19 protein-coding genes are annotated in these 24,291 nt (G+C 72.2%); 7 read left to right on the forward strand and 12 right to left on the reverse strand.

Translation table 11 applies throughout. The annotated features are described in order from the left end of the window. Positions 1 to 24 precede the first annotated feature (24 nt). Positions 25 to 900, forward strand: a complete 876-nt coding sequence (locus B7C62_10150; GenBank protein ID ARF72593.1) for an N-acetylmuramoyl-L-alanine amidase — start codon at positions 25 to 27, stop codon at positions 898 to 900. A gap of 22 nt (positions 901 to 922) precedes the next feature. Here the strand turns inward: B7C62_10150 and B7C62_10155 are convergent, their stop codons facing one another. The 4 genes from B7C62_10155 to B7C62_10170 all read right to left on the reverse strand — a co-directional run bounded on the left by B7C62_10155 (position 923) and on the right by B7C62_10170 (position 6,910). Next, a complete protein-coding gene (locus B7C62_10155) occupies positions 923 to 1,420 on the reverse strand; it encodes a hypothetical protein (protein ARF72594.1) in 498 nt (165 codons plus the stop codon). A gap of 81 nt (positions 1,421 to 1,501) precedes the next feature. Beyond that, the gene (locus B7C62_10160) at positions 1,502 to 3,160 is read right to left on the reverse strand and encodes a hypothetical protein (GenBank protein ID ARF72595.1); all 1,659 of its coding nucleotides are present in this window, start codon (positions 3,158 to 3,160) and stop codon (positions 1,502 to 1,504) included. Between the two features lie 178 nt (positions 3,161 to 3,338). Continuing rightward, on the reverse strand, positions 3,339 to 4,247 hold the full coding sequence (locus B7C62_10165) for an ABC transporter permease (GenBank protein ARF72596.1): 909 nt from the start codon (positions 4,245 to 4,247) through the stop codon (positions 3,339 to 3,341). Beyond that, positions 4,244 to 6,910, reverse strand: a complete 2,667-nt coding sequence (locus tag B7C62_10170; GenBank protein ARF72597.1) for an ABC transporter ATP-binding protein — start codon at positions 6,908 to 6,910, stop codon at positions 4,244 to 4,246. Before B7C62_10170 ends, B7C62_10165 begins: the two co-directional genes overlap by 4 nt. Before the next feature lie 214 nt (positions 6,911 to 7,124). On the opposite strand from B7C62_10170, the gene B7C62_10175 reads away from it, so the two are divergent. After that, the gene (locus B7C62_10175; protein ID ARF72598.1) at positions 7,125 to 7,553 is read left to right on the forward strand and encodes a GNAT family N-acetyltransferase; all 429 of its coding nucleotides are present in this window, start codon (positions 7,125 to 7,127) and stop codon (positions 7,551 to 7,553) included. 10 nt (positions 7,554 to 7,563) lie between these two features. On the opposite strand, the gene B7C62_10180 is transcribed toward B7C62_10175, so the two are convergent. From B7C62_10180 to B7C62_10205, 6 genes are all read right to left on the reverse strand, one after another. Beyond that, positions 7,564 to 8,178 (reverse strand): hypothetical protein, encoded by a 615-nt coding sequence (locus B7C62_10180; GenBank protein ARF72599.1) that lies wholly within the window; start codon positions 8,176 to 8,178, stop codon positions 7,564 to 7,566. 107 nt (positions 8,179 to 8,285) lie between these two features. After that, complete coding sequence (locus B7C62_10185; GenBank protein ID ARF72600.1) at positions 8,286 to 9,788, reverse strand: methylmalonate-semialdehyde dehydrogenase (CoA acylating); 1,503 nt, start codon at positions 9,786 to 9,788, stop codon at positions 8,286 to 8,288. Positions 9,789 to 9,822: 34 nt separating this feature from the next. Beyond that, a complete protein-coding gene (locus B7C62_10190; protein ARF77082.1) occupies positions 9,823 to 11,799 on the reverse strand; it encodes a 3D-(3,5/4)-trihydroxycyclohexane-1,2-dione acylhydrolase (decyclizing) in 1,977 nt (658 codons plus the stop codon). Between the two features lie 188 nt (positions 11,800 to 11,987). After that, entirely contained in the window at positions 11,988 to 12,917 is a 930-nt protein-coding gene (locus tag B7C62_10195; protein ARF72601.1) for a 5-deoxy-glucuronate isomerase, read from the reverse strand. Between the two features lie 74 nt (positions 12,918 to 12,991). Next, complete coding sequence (locus B7C62_10200; protein ARF72602.1) at positions 12,992 to 14,050, reverse strand: deoxyribose-phosphate aldolase; 1,059 nt, start codon at positions 14,048 to 14,050, stop codon at positions 12,992 to 12,994. Continuing rightward, positions 14,047 to 15,177 (reverse strand): 5-dehydro-2-deoxygluconokinase, encoded by a 1,131-nt coding sequence (locus B7C62_10205; GenBank protein ARF72603.1) that lies wholly within the window; start codon positions 15,175 to 15,177, stop codon positions 14,047 to 14,049. The genes B7C62_10200 and B7C62_10205 overlap by 4 nt, the downstream gene beginning before the upstream one ends. A gap of 138 nt (positions 15,178 to 15,315) precedes the next feature. On the opposite strand from B7C62_10205, the gene B7C62_10210 reads away from it, so the two are divergent. Then, positions 15,316 to 16,251 (forward strand): 2-keto-myo-inositol dehydratase, encoded by a 936-nt coding sequence (locus tag B7C62_10210; GenBank protein ARF72604.1) that lies wholly within the window; start codon positions 15,316 to 15,318, stop codon positions 16,249 to 16,251. Between the two features lie 270 nt (positions 16,252 to 16,521). Then, the gene (locus B7C62_10215; GenBank protein ARF72605.1) at positions 16,522 to 16,713 is read left to right on the forward strand and encodes a MarR family transcriptional regulator; all 192 of its coding nucleotides are present in this window, start codon (positions 16,522 to 16,524) and stop codon (positions 16,711 to 16,713) included. Positions 16,714 to 16,740: 27 nt separating this feature from the next. Here the strand turns inward: B7C62_10215 and B7C62_10220 are convergent, their stop codons facing one another. Together B7C62_10220 and B7C62_10225 are read right to left on the reverse strand one after the other, a co-directional pair. Continuing rightward, positions 16,741 to 17,490, reverse strand: coding sequence for an SAM-dependent methyltransferase (locus B7C62_10220; GenBank protein ID ARF72606.1), 750 nt, complete (start codon positions 17,488 to 17,490; stop codon positions 16,741 to 16,743). 313 nt (positions 17,491 to 17,803) lie between these two features. Continuing rightward, entirely contained in the window at positions 17,804 to 20,065 is a 2,262-nt protein-coding gene (locus B7C62_10225; GenBank protein ID ARF72607.1) for a transporter, read from the reverse strand. A 265-nt stretch (positions 20,066 to 20,330) separates the two neighbouring features. On the opposite strand from B7C62_10225, the gene B7C62_10230 reads away from it, so the two are divergent. The 3 genes from B7C62_10230 (at position 20,331) to B7C62_10240 (ending at position 24,184) form a co-directional block, all read left to right on the forward strand. Beyond that, a complete protein-coding gene (locus tag B7C62_10230) occupies positions 20,331 to 21,068 on the forward strand; it encodes a TetR family transcriptional regulator (GenBank protein ID ARF72608.1) in 738 nt (245 codons plus the stop codon). A gap of 184 nt (positions 21,069 to 21,252) precedes the next feature. Further along, positions 21,253 to 21,573, forward strand: a complete 321-nt coding sequence (locus tag B7C62_10235; protein ARF72609.1) for a copper-binding protein — start codon at positions 21,253 to 21,255, stop codon at positions 21,571 to 21,573. A 103-nt stretch (positions 21,574 to 21,676) separates the two neighbouring features. Beyond that, positions 21,677 to 24,184, forward strand: a complete 2,508-nt coding sequence (locus B7C62_10240) for a copper-translocating P-type ATPase (GenBank protein ARF72610.1) — start codon at positions 21,677 to 21,679, stop codon at positions 24,182 to 24,184. Positions 24,185 to 24,291 lie beyond the last annotated feature (107 nt).

Genomic DNA, 24,291 nt, shown 5'->3' on the forward strand with positions numbered 1-24,291 from the left:
CACCACCTGGAAAGGAGCACCACGATGGCGACGCCGCTGTCCGCCGACAAGCTGCTCAAAGCCCTCCGCGACGAAGGACTCCACGTCGTCGAGCACCGGAGCTGGCGTACGAACAACCGGAATCACAAGGGGGCCTGGGGTCCGACGCACGGCGTCATGATCCATCACACCGTCACCTCGGGCACCGCGTCCTCCGTCGAGCTCTGCTACAACGGCCACTCCGCCCTCCCCGGTCCCCTCTGCCACGGCGTGATCGCCAAGGACGGGACCGTCCACCTCGTGGGGAACGGGCGCGCCAACCACGCCGGGCTCGGCGACGACGACGTTCTGCGTGCCGTGATCGCGGAGAAGGCGCTGCCCCCGGACAACGAGGCCAACACCGACGGCAACCGGTACTTCTACGGCTTCGAGTGCGTCAACCTCGGCGACGGGAAGGACCCCTGGCCGGCGGCCCAGCTGCTGGCGATCGAGCGGGCCGCCGCAGCCGTCTGCCGGGCGCACCGCTGGTCGGAGCGGTCGGTGATCGGGCACCTCGAATGGCAGCCGGGCAAGGTCGATCCGCGCGGCTTCACCATGAACTCGATGCGCACCAGGATCGGCAAGCGGCTGGGCGGCGCCCCGGACGGGCCCGCCAAACCGCCCCCGAAACCGGCGTACGAGCCGTTCCCCGGGGCGTCCTTCTTCAAGGCGGGCCGCAACAGCCCCGTCATCACGGCCATGGGCAGGCGCCTGGTGGCCGAGGGCTGCGGCCGGTACACGGTGGGCCCCGGCCCGGCCTGGTCCACCGCGGACCGGAACTCGTACGCGGCCTGGCAGCGCAAGCTGGGTTATACGGGCACCGACGCCGACGGCATTCCGGGGAAGACCAGCTGGGACCGGCTCAAGGTGCCCAACGTGTGAGGCATCTGAACCGTCCGGAGCCTCAGATGGCCAGGGCGGCGGCGCCGCCGTCCCACAGCGCGATGGCCAGCAGCAGGCACGCCCCCAGGGTGAACGCGGTGCGGACCTGGTGGAGAGTGTTCCAGCGGGACTCGAAGGCCGTACGGGCGGCGCTGTCGTCGCCGCCCTCCGCCTTCGCGAGCGCGTTGTTGAGCGGGATGTTCCCGGCGATCGTGACCAGGTGCCCGGCGACCGCGCAGACGAGCGCCCCCACGATCGCGGGCGCCTCCACGGAGTCGTACTCGCCGAGCCCGGTGAAGAGCGCGGCGGCGGGCAGGGCGACCACGCCGAGGAAGAGGACGAGGAAGGCGGGGCCGGGCACCTTCTCGTTGAAGCGGCGCATCATCGCCGTGAACTGTTCGTCCGGCAGCCCGGCGAGGCCGGGCATGATCGCGATCAGGAACGTCAGCATGATGCCCGCGTACAGGCAGTTGGCGATCAGGGAGAGCACCAGGAACAGGGAGACCATGGCGCACATCATGACCCGGGAGGGCCGCTCGCACAGCCGTATTTAGCGTGTCTGTGCGAACGGTGACCTGCGGAGGCCAGGACCGCCGTCCGTTCAGCCGATCTCCCCCTCCGCCGCGTCTCCCCCGCCGTCCGGCACCTCCACGCCCCGGAGCTCGCTCGCCTGCCCGATCGCCGTCGCCAGCTTCCGTACCGAACGGTCCTCGGTCTCCTCAGCCAGCCGGGAAGCCCGGGAGGCGAGCTCCCCGAGTGCGGGCGTGCCGGGCAGGTCGCCGCCGCGCAGGGTGTCCGCGAAGTAGGCGGCCACGGCGGCCACCTGGAGGTGGCGCGAATCGCCGCCCCACAGCTTGCCCCCGATCGCCCCGGTCCGGACCGAGCCGCTCTTCTCGTGCGGCTCACGGGTCTTGGGGTCGAGCCAGCGCACGGTCGCCCTGGCCACCTCCCCCGACGCGCCCTCGCGCAGCCGTACGGCATAGAGCGCGGTCACCGTGTGGCCGGGGCCGACCTCGCCGCCGTCGACGCTGTCGTCGCGGAAGTCCTCGTCGGCGACCTTGCGGTTCTCGTAGCCGATCAGGCGGAACTGCTTCACGGTCTTCCGGTCGAACGCCACCTGGGCCTTCGCGTCGCGCGCCCGGAGTTCGAGGTGGGCGGGGAGCTGGTCGACGAAGACCTTGCGGGCCTGCTCCTCGTCGCCGACGTACGTGGTGTGGCCGTCGCCCCGGTTGGTGAGGCGCTCCATGAACGCGTCGCCGTACTCGCTGCCGACGCCGACCCCGAAGAGCGTGATGCCGTACTCGCGGCGGGCGGAGTCGATCCGTTCCAGGATGTTGTCGGCGCTGGTGTCGCCCGTGTTGGCGAGGGCGTCGGAGAGCAGCACCACCCGGTTGGTGACGCCCTTGCGGTGGCCCTTGACGGACTCCTCGTAGCCGCGGGTGATCCCCGCCTCGACGTTGGTGGACCGGGCGGTCCGCATCTCCTCGACCGCCTCCCGGATCTTGTTCCGGTTGCCCTGGACGCGGGTCATCGGGAGCCGGGTCTCGGCCTCGTCGCTGAAGGTGACCAGGGAGACGGAGTCGTCGTCGCGCAGTTCGTCGGTGAGGAGGGCCAGGGACTTCTTGGCCAGCTCCAGACGGCCGGGCGCGGACATGGAGCCGGAGATGTCGACGACGAACGTGAGGGCGGCGGGCGGGCGTTCGCTGCTGGGCGGGGCGACCTTGGTGGCGAGGCCGACCCGGAGCAGCGACCAGCCGGAGGCCCCGGAACCCGCGCCTCCGCCGCTCCCGGAGCCGATCCGCGCCCCGTCGACCGTGACGGAGAACCCGTTGCCCGAGGGCCGTTCGTACCCCTGGCGGAAGCTGTTGACGAACTCCTCGGGGCGGATGTCCGCCGCGTTCGGCAGTCTGCCGTCGCCGAGCGTGCGGCGCGCGTAGCCGTAGCTGGCGGTGTCCACGTCCAGGGCGAAGGTGGAGAGGTAGTCCGGGGCGGCGATGCCGGGCTCGGGCGCGTCCCCGTTCTCTCCGTTCTCGCGGTTCTTCCCCTCCTCGCCGGACGGCCTTCCCTGCTCCGGCGCCACCGCGTCGGGCGCGGGCTGCCCACCGCGCGCGCCGGAGCGCTTGTCGGCGGCGGTGCCGTCCGGCGACCCGCCTCCGCCGCACGCGGTGAGCAGCATCCCGCCCGTGAGCAGCAGCGCCACCGCCGCCGCCCGGGCCCCTCCCCGTACCCCCGCTGTCCGCCTGCCGCTTCGCTGATGCATCCGTAACCCCCACGTCATCACGGTGTCGTGTCCTTTCTCCGACACCTGTGAATGTGACGTACGGGCCCGCCGAACGGAGTCGGCAAAAGCGTTGCGGAACCATCTCGATGCGGCAACAGGGGCCGGGCGGGACGCCTTCGCACCCGTTCCCGCCCGGCGAAACCCCGGAACATCAGGTTCAGGACACGATGTCCTTACGACTGAACCCGCGGAAGGCCAGAGCGAACAGGATCAGGGCGTACGTCACCGAGATCGCCGTCCCCTTGATCATGCCGCCCCACTCCAGCTGCGGCTGGAGCGCGTCGGCCCAGGCGAACTGCCAGTGCGCGGGCAGGAACTCGCGCCAGGAGCCGAGCGCCGTCACCGCGTCGAGCACATTGCCGACGATGGTCAGGCCCACCGCTCCGCCGACCGCGCCGAGCGGGGCGTCCGTCTTTGTCGAGAGCCAGAACGCCAGCCCCGCCGTGACGAGTTGGGAGACGAAGATGAACGCGACGACGAGCGCGAGGCGGGGCACGGTGTCCCCGGCCGCCAGCGCTCCCCCGGTCGGCAGTTTCAGCGGCCCCCACCCGTAGGCCGCCGTTCCCGCGGCCAGCGCGACGACCGGCAGCAGCACCATCGCGGCGAGGCTGAAGCCGAGCGCGACGACGAGCTTGGACCACAGCAGCCGCACCCGCGGCACGGGCGCGGCGAGCAGATAGCGCAGCGAGGACCAGCTCGCCTCGGAGGCCACGGTGTCCCCGCAGAACAGGGCCACCGGGATCACCAGCAGGAAGCCGGCCGAGACGAACAGCGAGGTGGCGGCGAAGTTCGCGGCGGACTCGGTCGCCACGTCCATCAGGTTGATCCGGTTGCCGCCCCGGCCCCCGCCGCCGTCTTCGCCGTCCGGCGAGCCGCCGATCGCGAAGGCGATGATCAGGATGAAGGGGAGGGCCGCGAGGATGCCGCCCATGAGCAGAGTGCGGCGCCTGCGCAGCTGCCGCATGGCCTCGACGCGGAGGGGGAGCGTGCGCCCGGCGCGGTAGCCCGCGGCCTCCGGGTGCTCGGTCGTCACCCGGTCCTCGGGGGGCTGGACGGGGGCGCTCATGCTGCTCCTCCGGAGATCAGGGTGAGGAAGGCGTCCTCCAGGCGGCGGTGCGGGCCGACGCCGGTGACCGGGACGTCGAGCCGGACGAGGTCGGCGACGAGGCGTGCGGTGGTGGCGCCGTCGAGGCGGACCAGGAGGCCGCGCCCGTCGTCGGTGCGGACGGCGGAGCCGATGCCGGGCAGGGCGGCGACCTTCTCCGCGAGCGGCTCGGACACCTCCTCCGCCGTGGTCACCAGGATCATGTCGCCGGAACCGGTGATCTCGGCGACCGGACCGGCCTGGACGAGCCTGCCCCGGTCCATGACGACCAGGTGGGTGCAGGACTGCTCGACCTCCGAGAGGAGGTGGCTGGAGACGATGACGGTCCGGCCCCCGGCCGCGTAACGGATCATCACGTCACGCATCTCGCGGATCTGCGGCGGGTCCAGCCCGTTGGTCGGCTCGTCCAGGATGAGCAGGTCCGGCATGCCGAGCATGGCCTGCGCGATGGCGAGCCGCTGCCGCATGCCCTGGGAGTACGTCCGCACCGCACGGGCGAGCGCGTCCCCGAGGCCCGCGATCTCCAGGGCCTCGTCGATGCGGGCGTCCTCGGCGGGGCGGCCGGTGGCCTGCCAGTACAGGTCCAGGTTGGCGCGCCCGGAGAGGTGCGGCAGGAAGCCCGCGCCCTCCACGAAGGCGCCCACCCGGGAGAGGACCGGGGCGCCGGGGCGGATGGCCTGCCCGAAGACGCGGATCTCGCCCTCGTCGGGGGTGATGAGCCCCATGAGCATGCGCAGGGTGGTCGTCTTGCCCGCGCCGTTGGGGCCGAGCAGCCCGAGGACCTGCCCCTTCTCGACGTGGAAGGAGAGCTCGCGCACGGCGTACCGGTCGACGGACTTCGCGTACTTCTTCGAGAGCCCGGTGATCCGGAGCGGTACGTCGGCGAGTTCGGGGTCCGGTGCGGGTGTGGCGGTCCGCCGCCGGGCGGTGATCAGGAGCGCGGCCGCGATGACGAGGGCGGCGGCCGGGAGGCCCCAGGTCCACCAGGGGAGGGTGGCCGCCGCGGTGGTGACGGCGGGTGCGGTGGGGACGGTCAGCGGTCCGTCGGCGGTCACGGTGTACGTGGCGGGCTCGGCCGGGGACGCGTAGCCGAGGTCGGTCGCGGAGAACACGAGCCGCATCCGGTGCCCGGCGTCGAACTCGTGGTCCACGGCGGGCAGCGCCAGTTCGATGGGCTTGCCCTGCTGGTCGGGGGTGATCCGGTAGGGGGCGACGAGCTGGGACGGCAGCCGCTGCTGGCGGCCGTCCGGCGAGACGTCGTACACCTTGCCGAAGAGCACCGCGTCACGGCCCTCGGTCGCCTTGACGTTGACGCGGACGGTGGGGGTGCCGGTGACGTGTACGGAGGTGGCCAGCGGGGCCGACTCGAAGCGGGCGTACTGCCCGGGGAAGTCGAGCGAGAGCCCGACGCCGAGGGAGGAGAGCTGGGAGATCCCGCCGCCGATGCCGGGGACGGCGGAGATGGCGGGCGGGGCGGCCCCGGCGGGGTTGCGGAAGGTCTCCGTGGAATCGGACGCGCCGGGGGCGGTGTTCTTGCCGGGGGCGGTGGCCTCGCCGGGGGCCGTGCCGGGCACGGTGGCGTCGCCGGGGGCGGCGCCGGTGGCGCGCAGGGGGATCTCCCGGCCGCCGCTGCGCAGCCCCGGGTAGGTGTCGCTGGTCGCGCCGCGCTTCATGGCGGCGCCGTCGGTGGAGTCGAAGCCTCCGGTACGGGTGACGCGGAAGGCGGGGCCGGTGTCGGTACCGGTCTCCTCCTTCAGGTAACGGTCGAACCAGGAGCCGACGCGCCCTTCGACGCGCGCGGTCTCGCTGTCGCCGCCGTCGTGCCCGCCCGCGATCCAGTCGACGGAGACGGGTGCGCCGTTGGCGCTGATCGCCTTCTGCATGGCGTCGGCGTGGCCGAGCGGGAAGAGGGAGTCGGACTGGCCCTGGAGGATGAGCGAGGGCACCTCGATGCGGTCGGCGACGGCGGAGGGCGAGCGCTCGGTGAGCAGGTCGATCGCGGCCGGGTCGGGCTTGCCGCTGACGGCGACGCGCTCGTACATCGCGCAGAGCCGCTGCTCGAACTTCTCGCAGCCGCCGCCGGAGGTGATGAAGATCCCGGCCCAGAGCTTCTTGAAGACCCCGTCGGGGAAGAGGGCGTCGGCGAGGTTCCAGTACGTGATCACGGGCGCGATGGCGTCGACCCGGCGGTCGTGCCCGGCGGCGAGGAGGGAGACCGCGCCGCCGTAGGAGGCGCCGGTGAGGCCGACCCGGGGGTCGCCCTTGCCGTCCAGCTCGACCTCGGGGCGCTCCGCCAGCCAGTCGATGAGCCCGGAGACGTCCTTGACCTCGCCCTGCGGGTCGTTGAGGGAGATCTTCCCGCCGGACCTGCCGAAGCCGCGCGCGGACCAGGTCAGCACCGCGTACCCGTCGGCCGCGAGCTTCTCGGCCTGGGCGCGTACGTCGTTCTTGCTGCCGCCGAAGCCGTGCCCGATGAGCACGGCGGGGCGCTTTCCGGAACCGCCGGAGGTGAAGAACGAGGTGTCGATCGGCACCCCGTCCATCCGCAGCATCCGGTCCTCGCGCTGCACGGCGGGCGAGCCGTCATCGGCGACGGCGGTCCAGGTGCCCCCGCCCACGAGCACGGCGAGCGCGGCGAGCGCCGCGGCCCACCGGCCGGGGGTACGGGGCAGCAGGCGCCGCCATCGAGCAGTAGGGGTCTCCATCCCTCGACCCTAAACGGAGGAGGGAGCCGCCCGAAGTGCCGCCAGGGGGAGGCGGACGGCCTCCCTGAGAGGTACGGTGCGCCCTCCCCGTACTCCGGACGCGGTACGGGCCCTGTTCCTCCCGGAGGCCATAGTGGACATTCGCCGCGCAACGACCGTCACGGAGCTCCTCGCCGCCGGCCGTCTCTTCGACGCCCCGCCCCGCGAGGAGTGGGCGGCCCGCTTCCTGGCGGCGGACGGCCATGTGCTGCTGATCGCGTATGTGGACGGGGCCCCGGCGGGCTTCGTCTCGGGCATCGAGATGCGGCACCCGGACAAGGGCACGGAGATGTGCCTGTACGAACTCGGCGTCGACGAACCGTTCCGCCGCCGGGGCATCGGCCGGGCCCTGACCCGGGCGCTGGTGGACCTCGCCCGGGAGCGCGGCTGCTACGGCCTGTGGGTGGGGGTGGAACCCGGCAACGAGGCGGCACTGGCGACGTACCGGGCGGCGGGGGCGGCGGCGGACGGGGAGTTCGCGATGCTGACGTGGGAGTTCACCGCGGACGGTGGGGCCGGGTAGGCGACCCGGGCTACCGCCCGGTCAGCGGTGCCCGCACCGGCCGGGGAGCGGCGAGGTCGAGCGGCGTCTCCACCGGCAGCAGGGCGGCGGCCCTCTCCCGCTCCCCCGCCCGGACGGCCGCGTGCACCTCGCGGGCGAGCGGGGTGACGTCGCGTACGGACACGGTCCACTCGTCGGCGTACCGCCGCGCGGCCTCCCCGCTCAGCCCGAGCTGGAGGGAGCGGTACGGGAGCGGGTTCAGGTCCAGGTCGCGTTCGGGGTCCCACTGGACCCGGGCGGGGGCGGCGCGCAGGCTCTGCTTCCAGGACGCCTCGTCGGGGTGCACATCGCGTACGTAGTGGGAGAGTTCGGCGTGCGCGAGGGCCCACTCCAGGCCGCTGCGGTCGATCTCGACGGCGAGGACGGTCTCCTGGCCCTCCTTCGTCCCCCATCCGCAGCGGTACATCATCCACAGGAAGCTGGGCTTGATCCATGTCATCCGGTCCCGCTTCCAGGCGGCCGGAAACCGCCCGTCGCGCGCGGCGGGGAGGCCGATGGCGGGGCGGTACGCCTGGTAGACGGTGACCGTGGTGGCGGTGTGGTGGGCGCGGATCTCGTAACGGGGCGGGAGGGGCGGGGTGTTCATGGGGCCAGGGTGCGGGACGCGGTCGCCGGTCGGCACCCGGTTTTCGTGGTGCGGCGGGCCCCGCCGCACCACGGGGGTACGACGGGGCCCGCCGGACAAAGTCGCGGTCAGTGGTTGCGCGGGAAGCCCAGGTCGACGCCGGCCGGGGCGTCCGCGGGGTCCGGCCAGCGGGTGGTGGTGACCTTGCCGCGGGTGTAGAAGTGCACGCCGTCGTTGCCGTAGATGTGGTGGTCGCCGAAGAGCGAGTCCTTCCAGCCGCCGAAGGAGTGGTAGCCCACCGGGACCGGGATCGGCACGTTGACGCCGACCATGCCCGCCTGGATCTCCAGCTGGAAGCGGCGGGCCGCGCCGCCGTCGCGGGTGAAGATCGCGGTGCCGTTGCCGAAGGGCGAGGCGTTCATGAGGGCGACGCCGTCCTCGTACGTCTCCACGCGGAGCACGCACAGGACCGGGCCGAAGATCTCGTCCTTGTACGCGTCGGAGTCGGTGGAGACCTTGTCCAGGAGGGAGAGGCCGATCCAGTGGCCGTCCTCGAAGCCCTCCACCGTGTGGCCCGTGCCGTCGAGGACGACTTCGGCGCCCTGGGCGGCGGCGCCCGTGACGTACGAGGCGACCTTGTCGCGGTGGGCGGCGGTGATCAGGGGGCCCATCTCGGAGGTGGGGTCGTTGCCGGGGCCGATCTTGATCTTCTCGGCGCGCTCGCGGATCTTGGCGACCAGCTCGTCCCCGATCGCGCCGACCGCCACGACCGCCGAGATCGCCATGCAGCGCTCACCGGCGGAGCCGTACGCCGCCGAGACCGCCGCGTCGGCGGCCGCGTCCAGGTCGGCGTCCGGGAGGACCAGCATGTGGTTCTTGGCGCCGCCGAGGGCCTGGACGCGCTTGCCGTTGGCGGAGGCGGTCGCGTGGATGTAGCGGGCGATGGGGGTGGAGCCGACGAAGGAGACGGCCGCCACGTCGCGGTGGTTCAGGAGCGCGTCCACCGCGACCTTGTCGCCGTGGACGACGTTGAGCACGCCGTCCGGAAGACCGGCCTCCGCCGCCAGCTCGGCCAGCAGGTTGGCCGCCGACGGGTCCTTCTCGCTCGGCTTCAGCACGAACGTGTTGCCGCACGCGATGGCGAGCGGGAACATCCACATCGGCACCATGGCCGGGAAGTTGAACGGGGTGATGCCCGCGACCACGCCGAGGGACTGGCGGATCGAGGAGACGTCCACCCGGTTGGAGACCTGCGTGGAGAGCTCGCCCTTGAGCTGGGTGGTGATCCCGCACGCCAGCTCGACGATCTCCAGGCCCCGGGCGACCTCGCCCAGCGCGTCCGAGTGCACCTTGCCGTGCTCGGCGGTGATCAGCGCGGCGATGTCGTCGCGGTGGGCGTCCAGCAGCGCGCGGTAGCGGAAGAGGACGGCGGTGCGCTGGGCGAGGGAGGACGTGCCCCAGGTCGCGTACGCGGCCTTCGCCGCCGCCACCGCCGCGCCGACCTCCTCCACCGAGGCCAGCGCCACCCGCGTGGTGACCGCGCCGGTGGCCGGGTCCGTGACGGGACCGTACTGGCCCGACGTGCCCTCCACTGTCCTGCCGCCGATCCAGTGGTTGACGGTCTTCGTCATGACGTACTCCTTCAGGCTTCGGGCAGGCGGGGTTTCACAGATGGTGGCGTCGGGCGGCGGCCCGCCGGTCGTACTCTTCCCGGGCCTCGACCGCCGCCGGTCGCGTCGCGGTCTCGGCCACGGGAACATCCCACCACGCCTGTGCCGGAGGGAGGCCCGACACTGTGTCGGGCGTTTCGGTCTCGACGTAGACACAAGTGGGGCCCTCCGCGCCGCGGGCCTCCGCCAGGGCTTTGCGCAGGTCGTCGATGGTGGTGGCGCGCAGGACCCGCATGCCGAGGGAGGCCGCGTTGGCGGCGAGATCGACGGGGAGCGGCGGGCCGGTGAAGCCGCCGTCGGCGTCCCGGTGGCGGTAGGCCGTGCCGAGGCGCTCACCGCCGACCGCCTCGGAGAGGCCGCCGATGGAGGCGTAGCCGTGGTTCTGGAGGATCAGCAGTTTGAGGGGGAGATTCTCCTGGACCGCGGTGACGATCTCGGTGGGGTTCATCAGGTACGTGCCGTCGCCGACGAGCGCCCAGACGGGGCGGGGCCGCTGGTGGGGTGCGGTGGCCAGCAGGACGCCGATCGCGGCCGGGATCTCGTAGCCCATGCAGGAGTAGCCGTACTCCACGTGGTACTGGTCGCGGGAGCGGGCGCGCCAGAGCTTGTGCAGGTCGCCGGGGAGCGAACCCGCGGCGTTGATGAGGATGTCGTCCTCGGTGACCAGGGCGTCGAGGAGGCCGAGGATCTGGACCTGGGTGGGGCGCGCGGTGGGGTCGGGGGTGGTGAAGGCCGCCTCGACCCGTTCCTCCCACACCTCCTTCGCGCCGGTGTACTCCGTCTCGTACGCCGGATCGACCCGGTACCCCCGTCCGGCGAGCGCGCTGGTGAGCGCCTCCAGGCCGGTGCGGGCGTCGGCGACGAGGGGGAGGGCGGCGAGCTTGTGGGCGTCGAAGCCGGTGATGTTGAGGTTGAGGAAGCGGACGGCCGGGTTCTCGAAGAGCGTGCCGGACGCGGTGGTGAAGTCCGTGTACCGGGTGCCGATGCCGATCACCAGGTCGGCGGCGCGGGCCAGTTCGTCGGCGGTGGCGGTACCGGTGTGGCCGATGCCGCCCACGTCCGCCGGGTGGTCGTGGCGCAGGGACCCCTTGCCCGCCTGGGTGGAGGCGACCGGGATGCGGGTGGCGGCGGTGAAGGCGGCGAGCGTCTCCTCGGCCCCGCTGTGGCGGACCCCGCCGCCCGCGACGATCAGGGGGCGGCGGGCGGAACGCACCGCCCGTACGGCCTGCTCCAGCTCGGCCGGGTCGGGCGCGGGCCTGCGGACCCGCCAGACCCGCTCGGCGAAGAACTCCTCCGGCCAGTCGTACGCCTCCGCCTGCACATCCTGCGGCAGCGCCAGCGTGACCGCACCGGTCTCAGCGGGGTCGGCCAGCACCCGCATCGCCTGGAGGGCCGCCGGAATCAGCGCCTCCGGCCGGGTGATCCGGTCGAAGTAGCGCGAGACGGGGCGCAGGCAGTCGTTGACCGACACATCACCGGCGTACGGGACTTCGAGCTGTTGCAGTACGGGGTCGGCGGGCCGGGTCGCGAACGTGTCACCGGGGAGGAGGAGTACGGGCAGGTGGTTGACGGTGGCGAGGGCGGCGCCGGTCACGAGGTTGGTGGCGCCCGGGCCGATGGAGGTGGTCACCGCGTGCGCGGAGAGCCGGCCGGACTGACGCGCGTACCCCACGGCCGCGTGCACCATGGCCTGTTCGTTGCGGCCCTGGAGGTACGGCATGCGGGGGGCGGGGTGGGGTGTGTCGGTGTTGGTGTTGTTGTTGGTGGTGTTGCGGATGCCGTTGCCGTTGTGGATTCCGTTGCCGTCGCCGTTGCGTGTCCCGTTGCCCACTTCGACGAGCGCCTGGCCGATGCCTGCGACGTTTCCGTGGCCGAAGATGCCCCAGGTAGCGCTGATCAGCCGGTGGTGGCGGCCGTCGCGCTCGGTGTACTGGCGGGTGAGGAAGGCGATGAGGGCCTGAGCGGTGGTCAGACGGCGGGTGCGGGTGGACCGCGTACGCGAGGTGCTTACGGGACTTAGGGGGCTCGCGGGGCCTACGGGACTCGCAGAGCTCGCGGGGTCTGCGGGGTTCGGAGAACGTGCGGAGTCTGCGGAATTCGGAGAACGTGCAGGGTCTGCGGGGTCTGCGGGGTCTGCGGGGTCTGCGGGGTTCGTCGGGCTCAAGGCGTTACCTCCGGGCCGGGCGACGGATGCGCCGTGTAGAGCGGGAGTCTGGCGTCGACCGGCTGCCCCGGCCAGGTGTCGCGAATCCATCCGTGGTCCGGGTGGTCGCGGATCAGCCAGGCCCGCTCCTCCCCCGGCCCCGCCATGACGTTCAGGTAGTACAGCGTCCGGCCGGGCGGGGCGATGGACGGGCCGTGCCAGCCGTCGGGGATGAGGACCGCGTCGCCGTCGGCGACCTCGACGAGGACGTCCGTACCACCGGTGCGCGACGGGGAGACCCGGTGGTAGCCGAGGCCGCCGCCCTCCACCTCGAAGTAGTAGATCTCCTCCAGCTCGCACTCCTCGCCCGGCACGTGCTCGTCGTGCTTGTGGGGCGGGTAGGAGGACCAGTTGCCGCCGGGGGTGAGCACTTCGACGGCGATCAGGCGGTCGCAGTCGAAGGTGTCGGCGGCGGCGAAGTTGTTGACCTGGCGGGAGCAGTTGCCGGTGCCGCGCAGCTCGACGGGTACCTCCGGCGCGGGGCCGTAGCGAGCGGGGAGTCGTCGCTCGCACTTCGCTCCTGCCAGGGCGAAGCGGCCTCCTGCGCCGGAGGCGATCTGTGCTCGGTCGTCGCGCGGCACGTAGGCGAAATCACTCACCCCGCTGAACACGCTGTCCCGGCCCAGCAGTTCAAAGGTGGCACCTGTCGTATGCACCGTACAGCCACCGGTCAACGGCAGGACGATCCACTCGCAATCCCCGGTGACGAGCGTATGAACTCCACCCGGCTCCAGCTCGAGAACGCGGAGACTGGACCGATCCCATCCAGCCATTTTCGGATCGATGTCCAGGGCGTAGGGCCCGCGCCCCGCGCTGCCGGAGGGCAGGTGGTGGCGCGCGGCGGGAGGGGTGCCCCCGGTGTGGTGCTCGTGATGCGTGTCTTCCATGCCCGCTCCCTACCCGTCTTCGGCCCGTACGTCCCCAGCTGCCCTGCTCCCCCGGCTGCGCCCGGCCGCCCCGGCTACAGCAGCGATACGGCGGTGTCGACGGCGCCCGCCACGTCCCCGTCGACCGGGTAGAGCAGCGAACGCCCCACGACCAGCCCCCGTACGGTCGGCAGCCGCAGCGCCTCGCGCCACTTCCCGTACGCCCCGTCCAGGTCGTCGCCCACCTCCCCGCCGAGCAGGACGGCGGGGAGCGTGGAGGTCTCCATGACCCGGGCCATGTCGTCCGGGTCCTCGGTGACGGGGACCTTGAGCCAGGTGTACGCGGAGGTCCCGGCCAGGCCCGAGGCGATGGCGATGGAGGTGGCGACGGCAGCGGCGCCCAGGTCGTTGCGGAGGCGGCCGTCGACGCGCCGGCAGAGGAACGGCTCGACGAAGACGGGCAGCCGGTGCGCGGCCATCGCGTCGATGGTGCGGGCGGCGGCGTGCAGGGTGTCGAGGGAGCCGGGGTCCTCGTGGTCGATGCGGAGCAGCAGCTTCCCCGCATCGAACCCGTGGCGGACCAGGTCCTCGGGGCGGTGCCCGGTGAACCGGTCGTCCAGCTCGAAGGCGGCGCCCGCGAGCCCGCCCCGGTTCATGGAGCCCATGACGACCTTGTCCTCCAGGGCGCCGAGGAGGAGCAGGTCGTCCAGGACGTCGGCGGAGGCGAGGACCCCGTCGACCCCGGGGCGGGAGAGGGCGAGGCAGAGCCGCTGGAGGAGCTCGAACCGGTTGGCCATGGCAAGGGCCCGGTCCCCGACGGCGAGGGCGCCGCGCGCGGGGTGGTCGGCGGCGATGATCATCAGTCGGCCGGGGTGCGGCGCGGCGGCCTCACGGGCAGTCAGCGAGGCACGGGCAGTCAGCGGGGCGCGGCCCGTCGCGGCCTCTCCGGTGGCGCCTGTCTCGGCCCGCCCGGTAGCGGGAGTCTCGCGGTCCGCCGCGGAGTCGGCCGTACGGAGCAGGGGCCGCCGCTTCCGTCGTGCGGCGGCTTCGGCGACCGCTTCGGGGCGCTCGGCGCGGAGCCGTACGAGGTCGTGGACGGAGGGAGCGGCGGGGGCGACGCGGGAGGCGGGGGAGACAGGCGTCGCAGGGGTCATGAGCCCGCTCCGGAGGGCCCGGCGGTGCTCTCCGCCGTCACGGCCCCCGCCGCGAGCGCCCCCGCCACCTCGTCCGGGAAGGGCATCGCGGAGGAGCAGGCGAGGCGGGAGGCGACGATGGCCCCGGCGGCGTTGGCGTACCGCATGATCCGGTCGAGGTCCCACCCGGCCAGCAGCCCGTGGCAGAGCGCCCCGCCGAACGCGTCCCCGGCGCCCAGCCCGTTGACGACCTCCACCGGCAGCGGCGGTACATCGGCGGTGGTGCCGTCGCGGTGGACGGCGAGGACGCCCTTCGGCCCCTGCTTGACGACGGCGAGCTCCACCCCGGCCGCGAGCAGGGCGCGGGCGGCGGCGTGCGGTTCGCGCTCGCCGGTCGCGATCTCGCACTCGTCGATGTTGCCGACGGCGACGGTGGCGTGGGCGAGCGCTTCCCGGTAACGGGCGGACGCCACCGAGCCGTTGGCCCCGCCGTCGAGGCGCTCTCCACCGCCGGAGGAATCGTCGCCGCCGGAGGCATCGCCACTGCCGGAGGGATCGCCGCCGGAGGGGTCCCCGCCCCGGCCCCCGCACCAGAACATGGGCCGCCAGTCGAGATCGAACACGGTCGCCGTACGGGGCTCCCCGGCCGGGACCTCCCCCCGGGCGCTCCCGCTACGGGCCCGGAGGGCGGCCATCGTCGCCGCCCGGCTCGGCTCGGCGCTGAGCCCGGTACCGGTCATCCAGAAGATCCGGGCATCGCGCACCGCGTCCAGGTCGAGTTCCGGCGGGTGGATCTCCAGATCGGGCGCCTTGGGCTGCCGGTAGAAGTAGAGGGGGAAGTCGTCGGGCGGGAAGATCTCGCAGAACGTGACCGGGGTCGGATACTCCCCGACCGCCGTCACCCACCGGTCGTCCACCCCGAACCGTTCCAGCTCCTGATGGAGGTACGCACCGAAGGCGTCTTCTCCCGTACGGGTGATCACCGCCGTCCGCCGCCCCAGCCGTGCCGCCGCCACCGCGACGTTCGTCGGGGAGCCGCCGAGGAACTTGCCGAACGTCTCGACCCGGGCGAGCGGCACCCCGATGTCCAGGGGGTAGAGGTCCACCCCGATCCGCCCCATGGTGATCACGTCGTACGGCTCAGGCATGCGCATCCCTTCGACCCACCGGTGGCCGGCTGATCCCAGGTCAGGTCTAACCCCCTCTCCGGAACCCTGTCAACATTTTGTCCGGACATTCGGACGAACTCTTGACACTCTTCCGCGCACCCCGCGACGCTGGGCGATATGACCCCCTCCGCACCCTCTTCGGCCCGCATCCGCATCGGCTCGGCACCCGACTCGTGGGGGGTATGGTTCCCCGACGACCCGCAGCAGGTGCCCTGGCAACGCTTCCTGGACGAGGTGGCCGAGGCCGGATACGAGTGGATCGAGCTCGGTCCGTACGGCTATCTGCCCACCGATCCGGCCCGGCTGGCGGACGAGACCCGCCGCCGCGGGCTCACCGTCTCCGCCGGCACCGTCTTCACCGGATTGCACCACGGTCCCGACGTCTGGGACCGGACCTGGGCGCATGTCGCGGACATCGCCGAGCTGACCCGGGCCATGGGTGCCGAACACCTCGTCGTCATCCCCTCCTTCTGGCGCGACGACAAGACGGGCGAGGTCCTGGAGGACCGCACGCTCACCCCCGCGCAGTGGCGGGACCTCACCGCACAGACGGAGCGGCTGGGGCGGGAGGTCCGGGAGCGCTACGGGCTCCGCATCGTCGTCCACCCGCACGCGGACACCCACATCGACAGCGAGGAGAACGTCAACCGCTTCCTCGACGCCACCGACCCCTCCCTCGTCTCGCTCTGCCTGGACACCGGGCACTACGCCTACTGCGGCGGCGACAGCGTCAAGCTCATCGAGACGTACGGGGAGCGCATCGGCTATCTCCATCTCAAGCAGGTCGACCCCGAGATCCTGGCGGCGGTGGTGGCGGACGAGGTGCCGTTCGGCCCGGCCGTGGCGCGGGGCGTGATGTGCGAACCGCCCGGCGGCGTACCCGCCCTGGAACCGGTCCTGGACGCGGCGCGCGCCCTGGACGTCGACCTGTTCGCGATCGTGGAGCAGGACATGTACCCGTGCGCCCCGGACAAGCCGCTCCCCATCGCCCGCCGCACCCGCGAGTTCCTCCGCTCCTGCGGAACCCCCGGCACGCCCCGAACCGCAGGCTGAAGCCCCGACGGCACCGGAGGACAGCCGGGAGAGCGGTGTGCCCCTTCTGTCACACCAGTAACCGTTTCGCCACGCATATCTCCATTACGCGGGTTTTCCGTCACAGGCGCACAACAGCCCCACCCCGCCTGCCGTTCTGAACCGTTCAACCGAGCACAGGCTGAGTGATCACCGGCCTGCGCTCCGCGACTTCCCCGACGGCATCCCCCGCCGCCGCTGCGGAGCACGGCAGAACCGAGCACGACAGAGCAGCGCAGAGAGGTGTCACGGATGACGGACAGAACACTCTGGTCCTACAAGGACATTGCCGCGCACATCCAGGTCCAGCCGGACACCGTCCGCTCCTACCGCAAACACGGGCTCCTTCCCCCGCCCGACCAGGTGAAGAACGGAAAGCCGTACTGGTACGGGGACACCATCCGCGCCTGGGTCGCCTCCCGCCCCCGCAACCGGGGGCGCTGACCCCGGTCCGCTCCCCAGGCCCGGCCTCTACTGCCGGGCCTCCTTCCGGAACAGGGCCGTCCAGAGAAAGGACTCACCGAAGACCGGGGACCCGGGCGCCTCGTCGCGCATGCGGCGCAGCTCGACCTCGGTCAGGCCCGAGAAGATGTCACGCAACTCCTCCGAGGTGTAGGCCAGTCCGCCGCCCAGGTCCCCCCGTCGGTAGAGCTCCGCGTCCGGCAGCTCGGAGCCCATACCGCCCTCCCCGGCCGCGAAGCAGGTGAGCGCGAAATGGCCGCCGGGGGCGAGGCAGCGATCGAGGAGCGCGAGGTAGCTGATACGCCGGTGGGGCGGCAGATGGTGGAAGCACCCGGAGTCATGGATCAGGTCGTACGGTCCCGCCGCTTCCGCCCCCTCCGCCGTCAGGGCGAAGGCGTCACCGCAGTGGAACCGGGCCCCGGCTCCCGGTACTTCGGCGCGCTCCTCGGCCCAGGCGATCGCCGCCGGGGAGAGGTCGATCGCGGTGACGTCGAAGCCGTACGAGGCCAGCGCGTGCGCGTTGCGCCCGGGGCCGCAGCCGAGGTCGAGCGCGCGGCCCGGCGTGACCAGCCCCCGGTCGACGTACGAGACGAGGCTCTCGTCGGGCTTCTCCGCGAAGAACGGCACCGGCTTCGCGCGGTCCTCGTAGAAGCCGTCCCACCACGAGGCGGCTCCGGAGGTCCAGCGGTGCGCCTCAGGTGCGAACAGGCCGTCCAGGAGCGTCAGTACGTCGTCCGTCGTGCGAATGTTCCGGTGCATCCGGTCCCCTTTCCCCACTCGTGAATTTTAGTGATGCGGCCGAAGAAAGCCCAGGTCACAGCCGGTTCGGCGAGGCCACTGGCGGACGCTGAAGGGGGCGGGGCCACGTGGGCGCCCCGACCTCCCCGCCCCCTGGCGCCCAGGCCCTCCGCGCTCCCGCCACGGCCCGTCAGGAGGGCAGCGGCGGCCGACCCGAGAACCCTTTCCGAACGGATCTCGGGCCAGCTGCGGAAAGGCCGCACGGCTATCGCGCAGGCCGCACGGCTCCCGCACAGAGGAGGCGCTGGGGGCACCGGAGGGCGAGCGGCGACGGCTACGCCCCCGCGGTGACCTTCTCCCCGTCCCGGGTCCCCGCCTCGGGTATCTCCCCGTCGGCCGCGGGCGCACCCGGGCCGCTCGGCCCACCCTTCGTACCGGGGCCGACCGGGGCCGACTCCCCTTCGCTGAGGCCGAACTTCTGGTGGAAGGCGCGCAGTGGCTTCGGGGCCCACCAGGTGGCGCGGCCCGTCAGCTTCATCACGGCGGGGACCAGCAGACTGCGGACCACCATGGCGTCCATCAGGACGGCGAGGGCGATCCCGAGCCCCAGCATCTTGGTGTTGGTGACCCGCGAGGTGCCGATGGCGACCATCACGACCGCGAGGATCACGGCGGCCGCGGTGATCAGACCTCCGGTACGGGCCAGTCCGAAGGTGATCGAGCCCTCGTGGTCACCGGTCCGGTCGTACTCCTCCTTGATCCGGGAGAGCAGGAAGACCCCGTAGTCCATGGAGAGTCCGAAGGCGACGCAGAACATCAGGACGGGCAGCGTCGTCTCGATGTCCCCCGTACTGGTGAAGGCGAGGACCCCGGAGAGATTCCCGTCCTGGAAGACCCAGACCACCGCCCCGAACATCGCCGTCAGGCTGAGGGCGTTGAGCGCGACCGCCTGGATCGGGATGAGCACGCTGCCGGTGAGCAGGAAGACCAGGAGCAGCGTCACCACGACGATGATGCCGATCGCCCAGGGCAGCCGGTCCGCGATGGCGTCCTTGGAGTCGACGAGGACCGCCGCCGTGCCCGTCACCGAGGTGTCGAGGGAGTCGGCGGGTATCGCGCGCAGGTCCCGTACGAGCTGCTGGGTCTCCTCCCCCACCGCTTCGCCCTCCGGCAGCACGCTGAAGTACGCGGCGGAGTCCCCCGTGACCGGGCCGTCGACCCGCTGCACGCCCGGGACCTGCTCGATCCGGCCCTTGAGTGCCTCGTACGCGGCGGGCGTCCCCCCGCCCTCGACCAGCATCGCCAGACCGCCGCCGGGGCTGCCGGGGAAACCGTCACGGATGTGCTCCTGGACGACCCGGGACTCGGCGCCGACGGGGAGCTGGCGGTCGTCCGCCGTACCGAACTTGACCCCCAGGAAGGGCAGCCCCAGGAGGACGAGCCCGACCGCGGTGACGATGGCGAAGACGGGCGCCCTGCGCATCACCAGCCCGCCGAAGCGCGCCCATGCCCTGCCGGGCTCCTTGAGGGGGACTTCCGCGGCTGCCGCCCCCTTCTTTCTGCGGCGCAGCAGACGGCGCAGGTCGAGCGCGTTGACGCGGGGGCCCAGCAGCATGAGCGCGGCGGGGAGCAGGATCAGCGCGGCGGCAGCGGCGAGCAGGACCACGGCGATCCCGGCATAGGCGAAGGACCGCAGGAAGTACTGCGGGAAGACGAGCATCGCGGACAGGGACACGGCCACCGTCAGCGCGGAGAAGAGCACCGTGCGTCCGGCCGTGCGCAGCGTCGTACCGACCGCCGTCCGGGGGTCGGCCCCGGTGTCCAGCTCCTCGCGAAAGCGGCGGACGATGAACAGGGCGTAGTCGATGGCCAGTCCGAGGCCGAGGGCCGTGGTGAGGTTCATCGCGAAGACCGAGACATCGGTGAACTCGGTCAGGCCGCGCAGCACGGCGTTGGTGCCGAGGATGGCGACGATGCCGACCAGGAGCGGCAGCATGGCGGCGACCGCGCTGCCGAAGACCATCACCAGCAGGACGAGCGTCACCGGCAGGGCGATGAGCTCGGCCCGCAGCAGGTCCTCCTGGATGATCTCCTGCATCTCGTGCTGGACGGCGACCGGCCCGCCCACGGAGACCGTCACCGGCCCGCTCTCCCCGGCGAAGGCGGGAGCGATCCGTTCGAGGGTCCTGCCCGCGGCCGTCTCGTCGCCCCCGACGCGGGCCGCGATGATCGCCTCCCGGCCGTCCTCGGCGCGCAGGCCGGGCGCCTTGGTCTGCCAGTACGAAGTGACGCCCGATATGCCCTGCTCACCGGCGAGCCGCTCGGTGATCCGTGCGGCCTCGGCCGCCACCGCCGGATCGTCGACGGAGGCCGTACCGCTGCCCACCAGCAGGAGCAGGTTGGGCTGGGAGGCGGGGAACTCCCGCTCCAGCACCTCGGTGGCGTACGAGGACTCGGCGTCGGGGGCCTGCCAGCCGCCGCCACGCATCCGGTCGGCCACCCCGCTCCCGGCGAACACGGCGAGGGCGGTGATCACCAGGGCGGCCAGCAGGGCGAGCCGGGGCCTGGCGGTGACGAACCGGGTCCAGCCCCCCACGGACGGAGCGCCGGACGGATTCGCCGGATTCGGTCGATTCGATGGATTCGCCGGACCAGGTGGCCCGGACCGCCCTGCGCTGCCGCGTGGACCGTTGACTTCGGACATGGTGCGGTGTCCCCTTCACCGAGACCCGGGCAGCTCAGGGCAGCATGGGTCAGTCATTGCCACTTACACTGGCAAACACGAGTAGTCGCTCGCGTTTCACAAGAATGCGAGCGAGTACTCGCGTTTGTCAAACGCATCACGAAAGCTGGGGATTGCCGTGCCGGAGGCCAGAGCCAAAAAGGGCGCAGCAGAGGACGGAGCGGCCGGGAAACCCGCGGACGACGGGCCCGGCGGCACCACGGGGGCCGCCCGCCCGCGCCGCCGCCAGGCCCGCGGCGAAGCCCGTATCGCCCAACTCCTCCAGGCCGCCGCCAACGTCTTCGGCAGCAGCGGTTACACCGCGTCCAGCACCAACGCCATCGCCCGCGAGGCCGGTGTCTCGCCGGGCACGCTCTACCAGTTCTTCCCGAACAAGGAGGCCATCGCCGTCGAGCTCGGCGACCGGCTGCTCGACCGCTGGCGCGACACGTACGGAGCCGCCTTCACCCCGAGCCACATCACGCTGCCGCTCGACCGGATGCTGGACGCCGTCCTGGACCCGCTGATCGCGTTCAACTGCGAGAATCCCGCGTTCTTCGTCCTGATGCACGGCTCGGAGATCCCCGGCCGGATCACCGAGGAGCACGACATCGTGCACGCCACGATGCTGAGCCGGGTCGAGGAGATCCTCATCGGCTACCTCGCGGACATCCCCACCGCCCAGGTCCACCGGGTCGCCGAGATGGCGTTCATGACGTTCAAGGCCGGGCTCGACCTGATCATGGCCCACGAGGGCGAGGAGCGTGAGGCGTACATCCGCGAGCTGAAGACGCTCATCTTCCGTTACCTGGACCCCCTGATCGGCGACGACTCCCCCCACCTGGCTCCGCACGCACGGCAGGGCGACCCCGCCTGAGGGACGGCACGGATCGAGGCACGCACGAGGCCCCGGGCCCATCGGCGGGGCCCGGCACGCCCAGGACGCATTAATACCCCCTAGGGGTATAGTGTGGAGTAAGTGAGGCGCCCCGGGCATCCCTGTAGCCCCTGGAGCCCCGAGCCTGTCGCCGAAGATCCGTGTTGCCGAAGAGGAGAACGTCATGACCGCCGAGACCGAGCCCACCACCCCGTCCACCGGTTCCTGCTGCTCGCCCACCGGTTCCTGCCACGACGGCGCCGCCGACGTGCGGATCGAGCCGACGGACTCGGTCACCGCGGTGTACGAGGTGAAGGGCATGACCTGCGGCCACTGCGAGGGCGCCGTGTCGGAGGAGATCTCCGCGCTCGGGGGCGTGACGTCGGTCGAGGCCGTCGCCGCCACCGGCCGTGTCACCGTCTCCTCCAAGGCCCCGCTGGCCGAGGACGCCGTGCGCGCCGCCGTCGACGAGGCCGGTTACGAGCTCGTCGGCCGGGCCGCCTGAACGCCGGCGTTCCACCGCACCGCCCCCTTCTTGCCGTCGGGCCGGGCCCACCAGCAGATACTGGTGAGGTACGGCCCGATCCGCGTTACCCAGGAGTTCGGACATGGCCAGCACAGCAGCAGCCGAGACCCCGGCCGCGAACGCCTCCGAGGCCGAGCTCATGATCGGCGGGATGACGTGCGCCTCGTGCGCCGCCCGCGTCGAGAAGAAGCTCAACCGGATGGACGGCGTCACCGCCACGGTGAACTACGCGACCGAGAAGGCCCGCGTCACCTTCGCCGAGGGGCTGGAGCTGACGGACCTCGTCGCGACGGTCGAGAAGACCGGCTACACGGCCCGTCCCCTCCCGCCGCCGGAGCGGAAAGCGGAACGGAGGGCGGAAGGGAAGACGGAACGGGCACCGGAACCCAGCCACGAGCCCGAGCAGGCGCCCGGCCCCACTCCCACGCCCACAACAGCCGCCGCGCCCACCGGCACACCGGCCGAGGCATCCGCTGACGCGCCCGCCGCAGCACCCGCCGACTCCGCCGACGCTTCTACCGCCGCGCCCACCGGGTCCACCGGGTCCACCGGGTCCACCGGGTCCACCGGGTCCACCGGGTCCACCGAAGCGGAACAGGTCGAAGCGGAACAAGCCGCCTCCCTCGCCGTCCTCCGGCAGCGGGTCGTCGTCTCCGCCGTCCTCAGCGTCCCCGTCGTCCTGCTCGCCATGGTCCCCGCCCTCCAGTTCGACTACTGGCAGTGGCTCTCCCTGACCCTCGCCGCACCGGTCGTCGTCTGGGGCGGGCTGCCCTTCCACCGGGCCACCTGGACCAACCTCAAGCACGGCGCGGCCACCATGGACACCCTGGTCTCGATGGGCACCCTCGCCGCCTTCGGCTGGTCACTGTGGGCCCTGTTCCTCGGCGACGCCGGGATGCCGGGCATGCGGCACGGATTCGACCTGACCGTCTCACGGGCCGACGCGAGCTCCATGATCTACCTGGAGGTGGCGGCCGGGGTCATCACGTTCATCCTGCTGGGCCGCTACCTGGAGGCGCGCGCGAAGCGGAAGGCCGGGGCCGCGCTGCGGGCGCTGATGCACCTGGGCGCGAAGGACGTGGCCGTGCTGAGGGGCGGTACGGAGGTACGCGTCCCCGCCGACCGGCTCGCCGTCGGTGACCGCTTCGTCGTACGCCCCGGGGAGAAGATCGCGACCGACGGCAGGGTCGTCGAGGGCAGTTCGGCCGTGGACGCCTCGATGCTGACCGGCGAGTCCGTGCCCGTCGAGGTCGCCGTCGGCGACACCGTCACCGGAGCCACCATCAACGCGGGCGGACGCCTCGTCATCGAAGCCACCCGCATCGGCTCCGACACCCAACTCGCCCGCATGGCCCGCCTGGTCGAGGACGCCCAGAACGGCAAGGCCGCCGCCCAGCGCCTCGCCGACCGCATCTCCGCCGTCTTCGTCCCCATCGTCATCGCCCTAGCCCTGGGAACCCTGGGCTTCTGGCTCGGCAGCGGCGCCGGACCCACCGCCGCCTTCACCGCGGCCGTCGCCGTCCTGATCATCGCCTGCCCCTGCGCCCTCGGACTGGCCACCCCCACCGCCCTCATGGTCGGCACCGGCCGCGGCGCCCAGCTCGGCATCCTCATCAAGGGCCCCGAAGTCCTCGAAACCACCCGCCGCGCCGACACCATCGTCCTCGACAAGACCGGCACCGTCACCACCGGCAAGATGACCCTCCTCACCGTCCACACCGCCGACGGCACCGACGAGAACGACGTCCTGCGACTGGCCGGAGCTCTCGAGCACTCCTCCGAACACCCCATCGCCCAGGCCGTGGCAGCAGGCGCCACCGAACGCCTCGACGGAGCCACCCTCCCCACCCCCGAGGACTTCACCAATGTCCCCGGACTCGGCGTCCGGGGCACCGTCGAAGGCCACACCGTCCTCGTCGGCCGCCCCCGCCTCCTCTCCGACGCGGGCATCCCCCTCCCCCAGGAATCGGCCGCCGCCCTGGCGGAGGCCGAGGCTCAGGGACGTACAGCGGTGGTCGTCGCCTGGGACAGGGAGGCTCGGGGCGTGCTCGGGGTGGCCGACGCCGTCAAGGACGGCAGCGCGGACGCCGTGGCGGGGCTGCGCGCCCTCGGGCTCACCCCGATCCTCCTGACCGGCGACAACCGGGCGGTGGCCGACGCCGTGGCCCGCGAAGTGGGCATCGACGAGGTGTACGCCGAGGTCATGCCCGAGGACAAGGTCGACGTCGTCAAGCGCCTCCAGGCCGAAGGCCGTTCGGTCGCCATGGTCGGCGACGGGGTCAACGACGCCGCCGCGCTGGCGACGGCAGACCTGGGACTGGCGATGGGTACGGGGACGGATGCGGCGATCGAGGCGAGCGACCTCACACTGGTTCGTGGAGATCTCAAGGTGACAGCTGACGCAATCCGGCTTTCCAGGCGTACTCTGGCCACTATCAGGGGCAACCTCTTCTGGGCCTTCGGGTACAACGTCGCGGCACTGCCCCTGGCTGCAAGTGGCCTGCTCAACCCTATGATCGCGGGAGCCGCCATGGCGTTTTCGTCCGTGTTCGTCGTCACGAACAGCCTCCGGTTGCGTGCCTTCACGTAACTTCCACAAAGAGATTTAGATCACACCGTTCTTGGGGTAACCATCCGGTGGGTTCGCGAGTCTTAGAGTGCGATGCCAAGGATGTCTTGGGGGACGTCCGAGTGGGA

This window comes from Kitasatospora albolonga, assembly GCA_002082585.1.
Lineage (GTDB): Bacteria > Actinomycetota > Actinomycetes > Streptomycetales > Streptomycetaceae > Streptomyces > Streptomyces stephensoniae.

Excerpts from the sequence above, each read along its gene's own strand:
- B7C62_10220 (ARF72606.1), bottom strand. The coding sequence starts at position 17,490 with ATGCACCGGAACATTCGCACGACGGACGACGTACTGACGCTCCTGGAC.
- B7C62_10240 (ARF72610.1), top strand. The coding sequence starts at position 21,677 with ATGGCCAGCACAGCAGCAGCCGAGACCCCGGCCGCGAACGCCTCCGAG.
- B7C62_10180 (ARF72599.1), bottom strand. The coding sequence starts at position 8,178 with ATGAACACCCCGCCCCTCCCGCCCCGTTACGAGATCCGCGCCCACCAC.
- B7C62_10205 (ARF72603.1), bottom strand. The coding sequence starts at position 15,177 with ATGCCTGAGCCGTACGACGTGATCACCATGGGGCGGATCGGGGTGGAC.
- B7C62_10200 (ARF72602.1), bottom strand. The coding sequence starts at position 14,050 with ATGACCCCTGCGACGCCTGTCTCCCCCGCCTCCCGCGTCGCCCCCGCC.
- B7C62_10185 (ARF72600.1), bottom strand. The coding sequence starts at position 9,788 with ATGACGAAGACCGTCAACCACTGGATCGGCGGCAGGACAGTGGAGGGC.
- B7C62_10165 (ARF72596.1), bottom strand. The coding sequence starts at position 4,247 with ATGAGCGCCCCCGTCCAGCCCCCCGAGGACCGGGTGACGACCGAGCAC.
- B7C62_10160 (ARF72595.1), bottom strand. The coding sequence starts at position 3,160 with ATGCATCAGCGAAGCGGCAGGCGGACAGCGGGGGTACGGGGAGGGGCC.
- B7C62_10215 (ARF72605.1), top strand. The coding sequence starts at position 16,522 with ATGACGGACAGAACACTCTGGTCCTACAAGGACATTGCCGCGCACATC.
- B7C62_10155 (ARF72594.1), bottom strand. The coding sequence starts at position 1,420 with ATGATGTGCGCCATGGTCTCCCTGTTCCTGGTGCTCTCCCTGATCGCC.
- B7C62_10150 (ARF72593.1), top strand. The coding sequence starts at position 25 with ATGGCGACGCCGCTGTCCGCCGACAAGCTGCTCAAAGCCCTCCGCGAC.
- B7C62_10195 (ARF72601.1), bottom strand. The coding sequence starts at position 12,917 with ATGGAAGACACGCATCACGAGCACCACACCGGGGGCACCCCTCCCGCC.
- B7C62_10210 (ARF72604.1), top strand. The coding sequence starts at position 15,316 with ATGACCCCCTCCGCACCCTCTTCGGCCCGCATCCGCATCGGCTCGGCA.
- B7C62_10235 (ARF72609.1), top strand. The coding sequence starts at position 21,253 with ATGACCGCCGAGACCGAGCCCACCACCCCGTCCACCGGTTCCTGCTGC.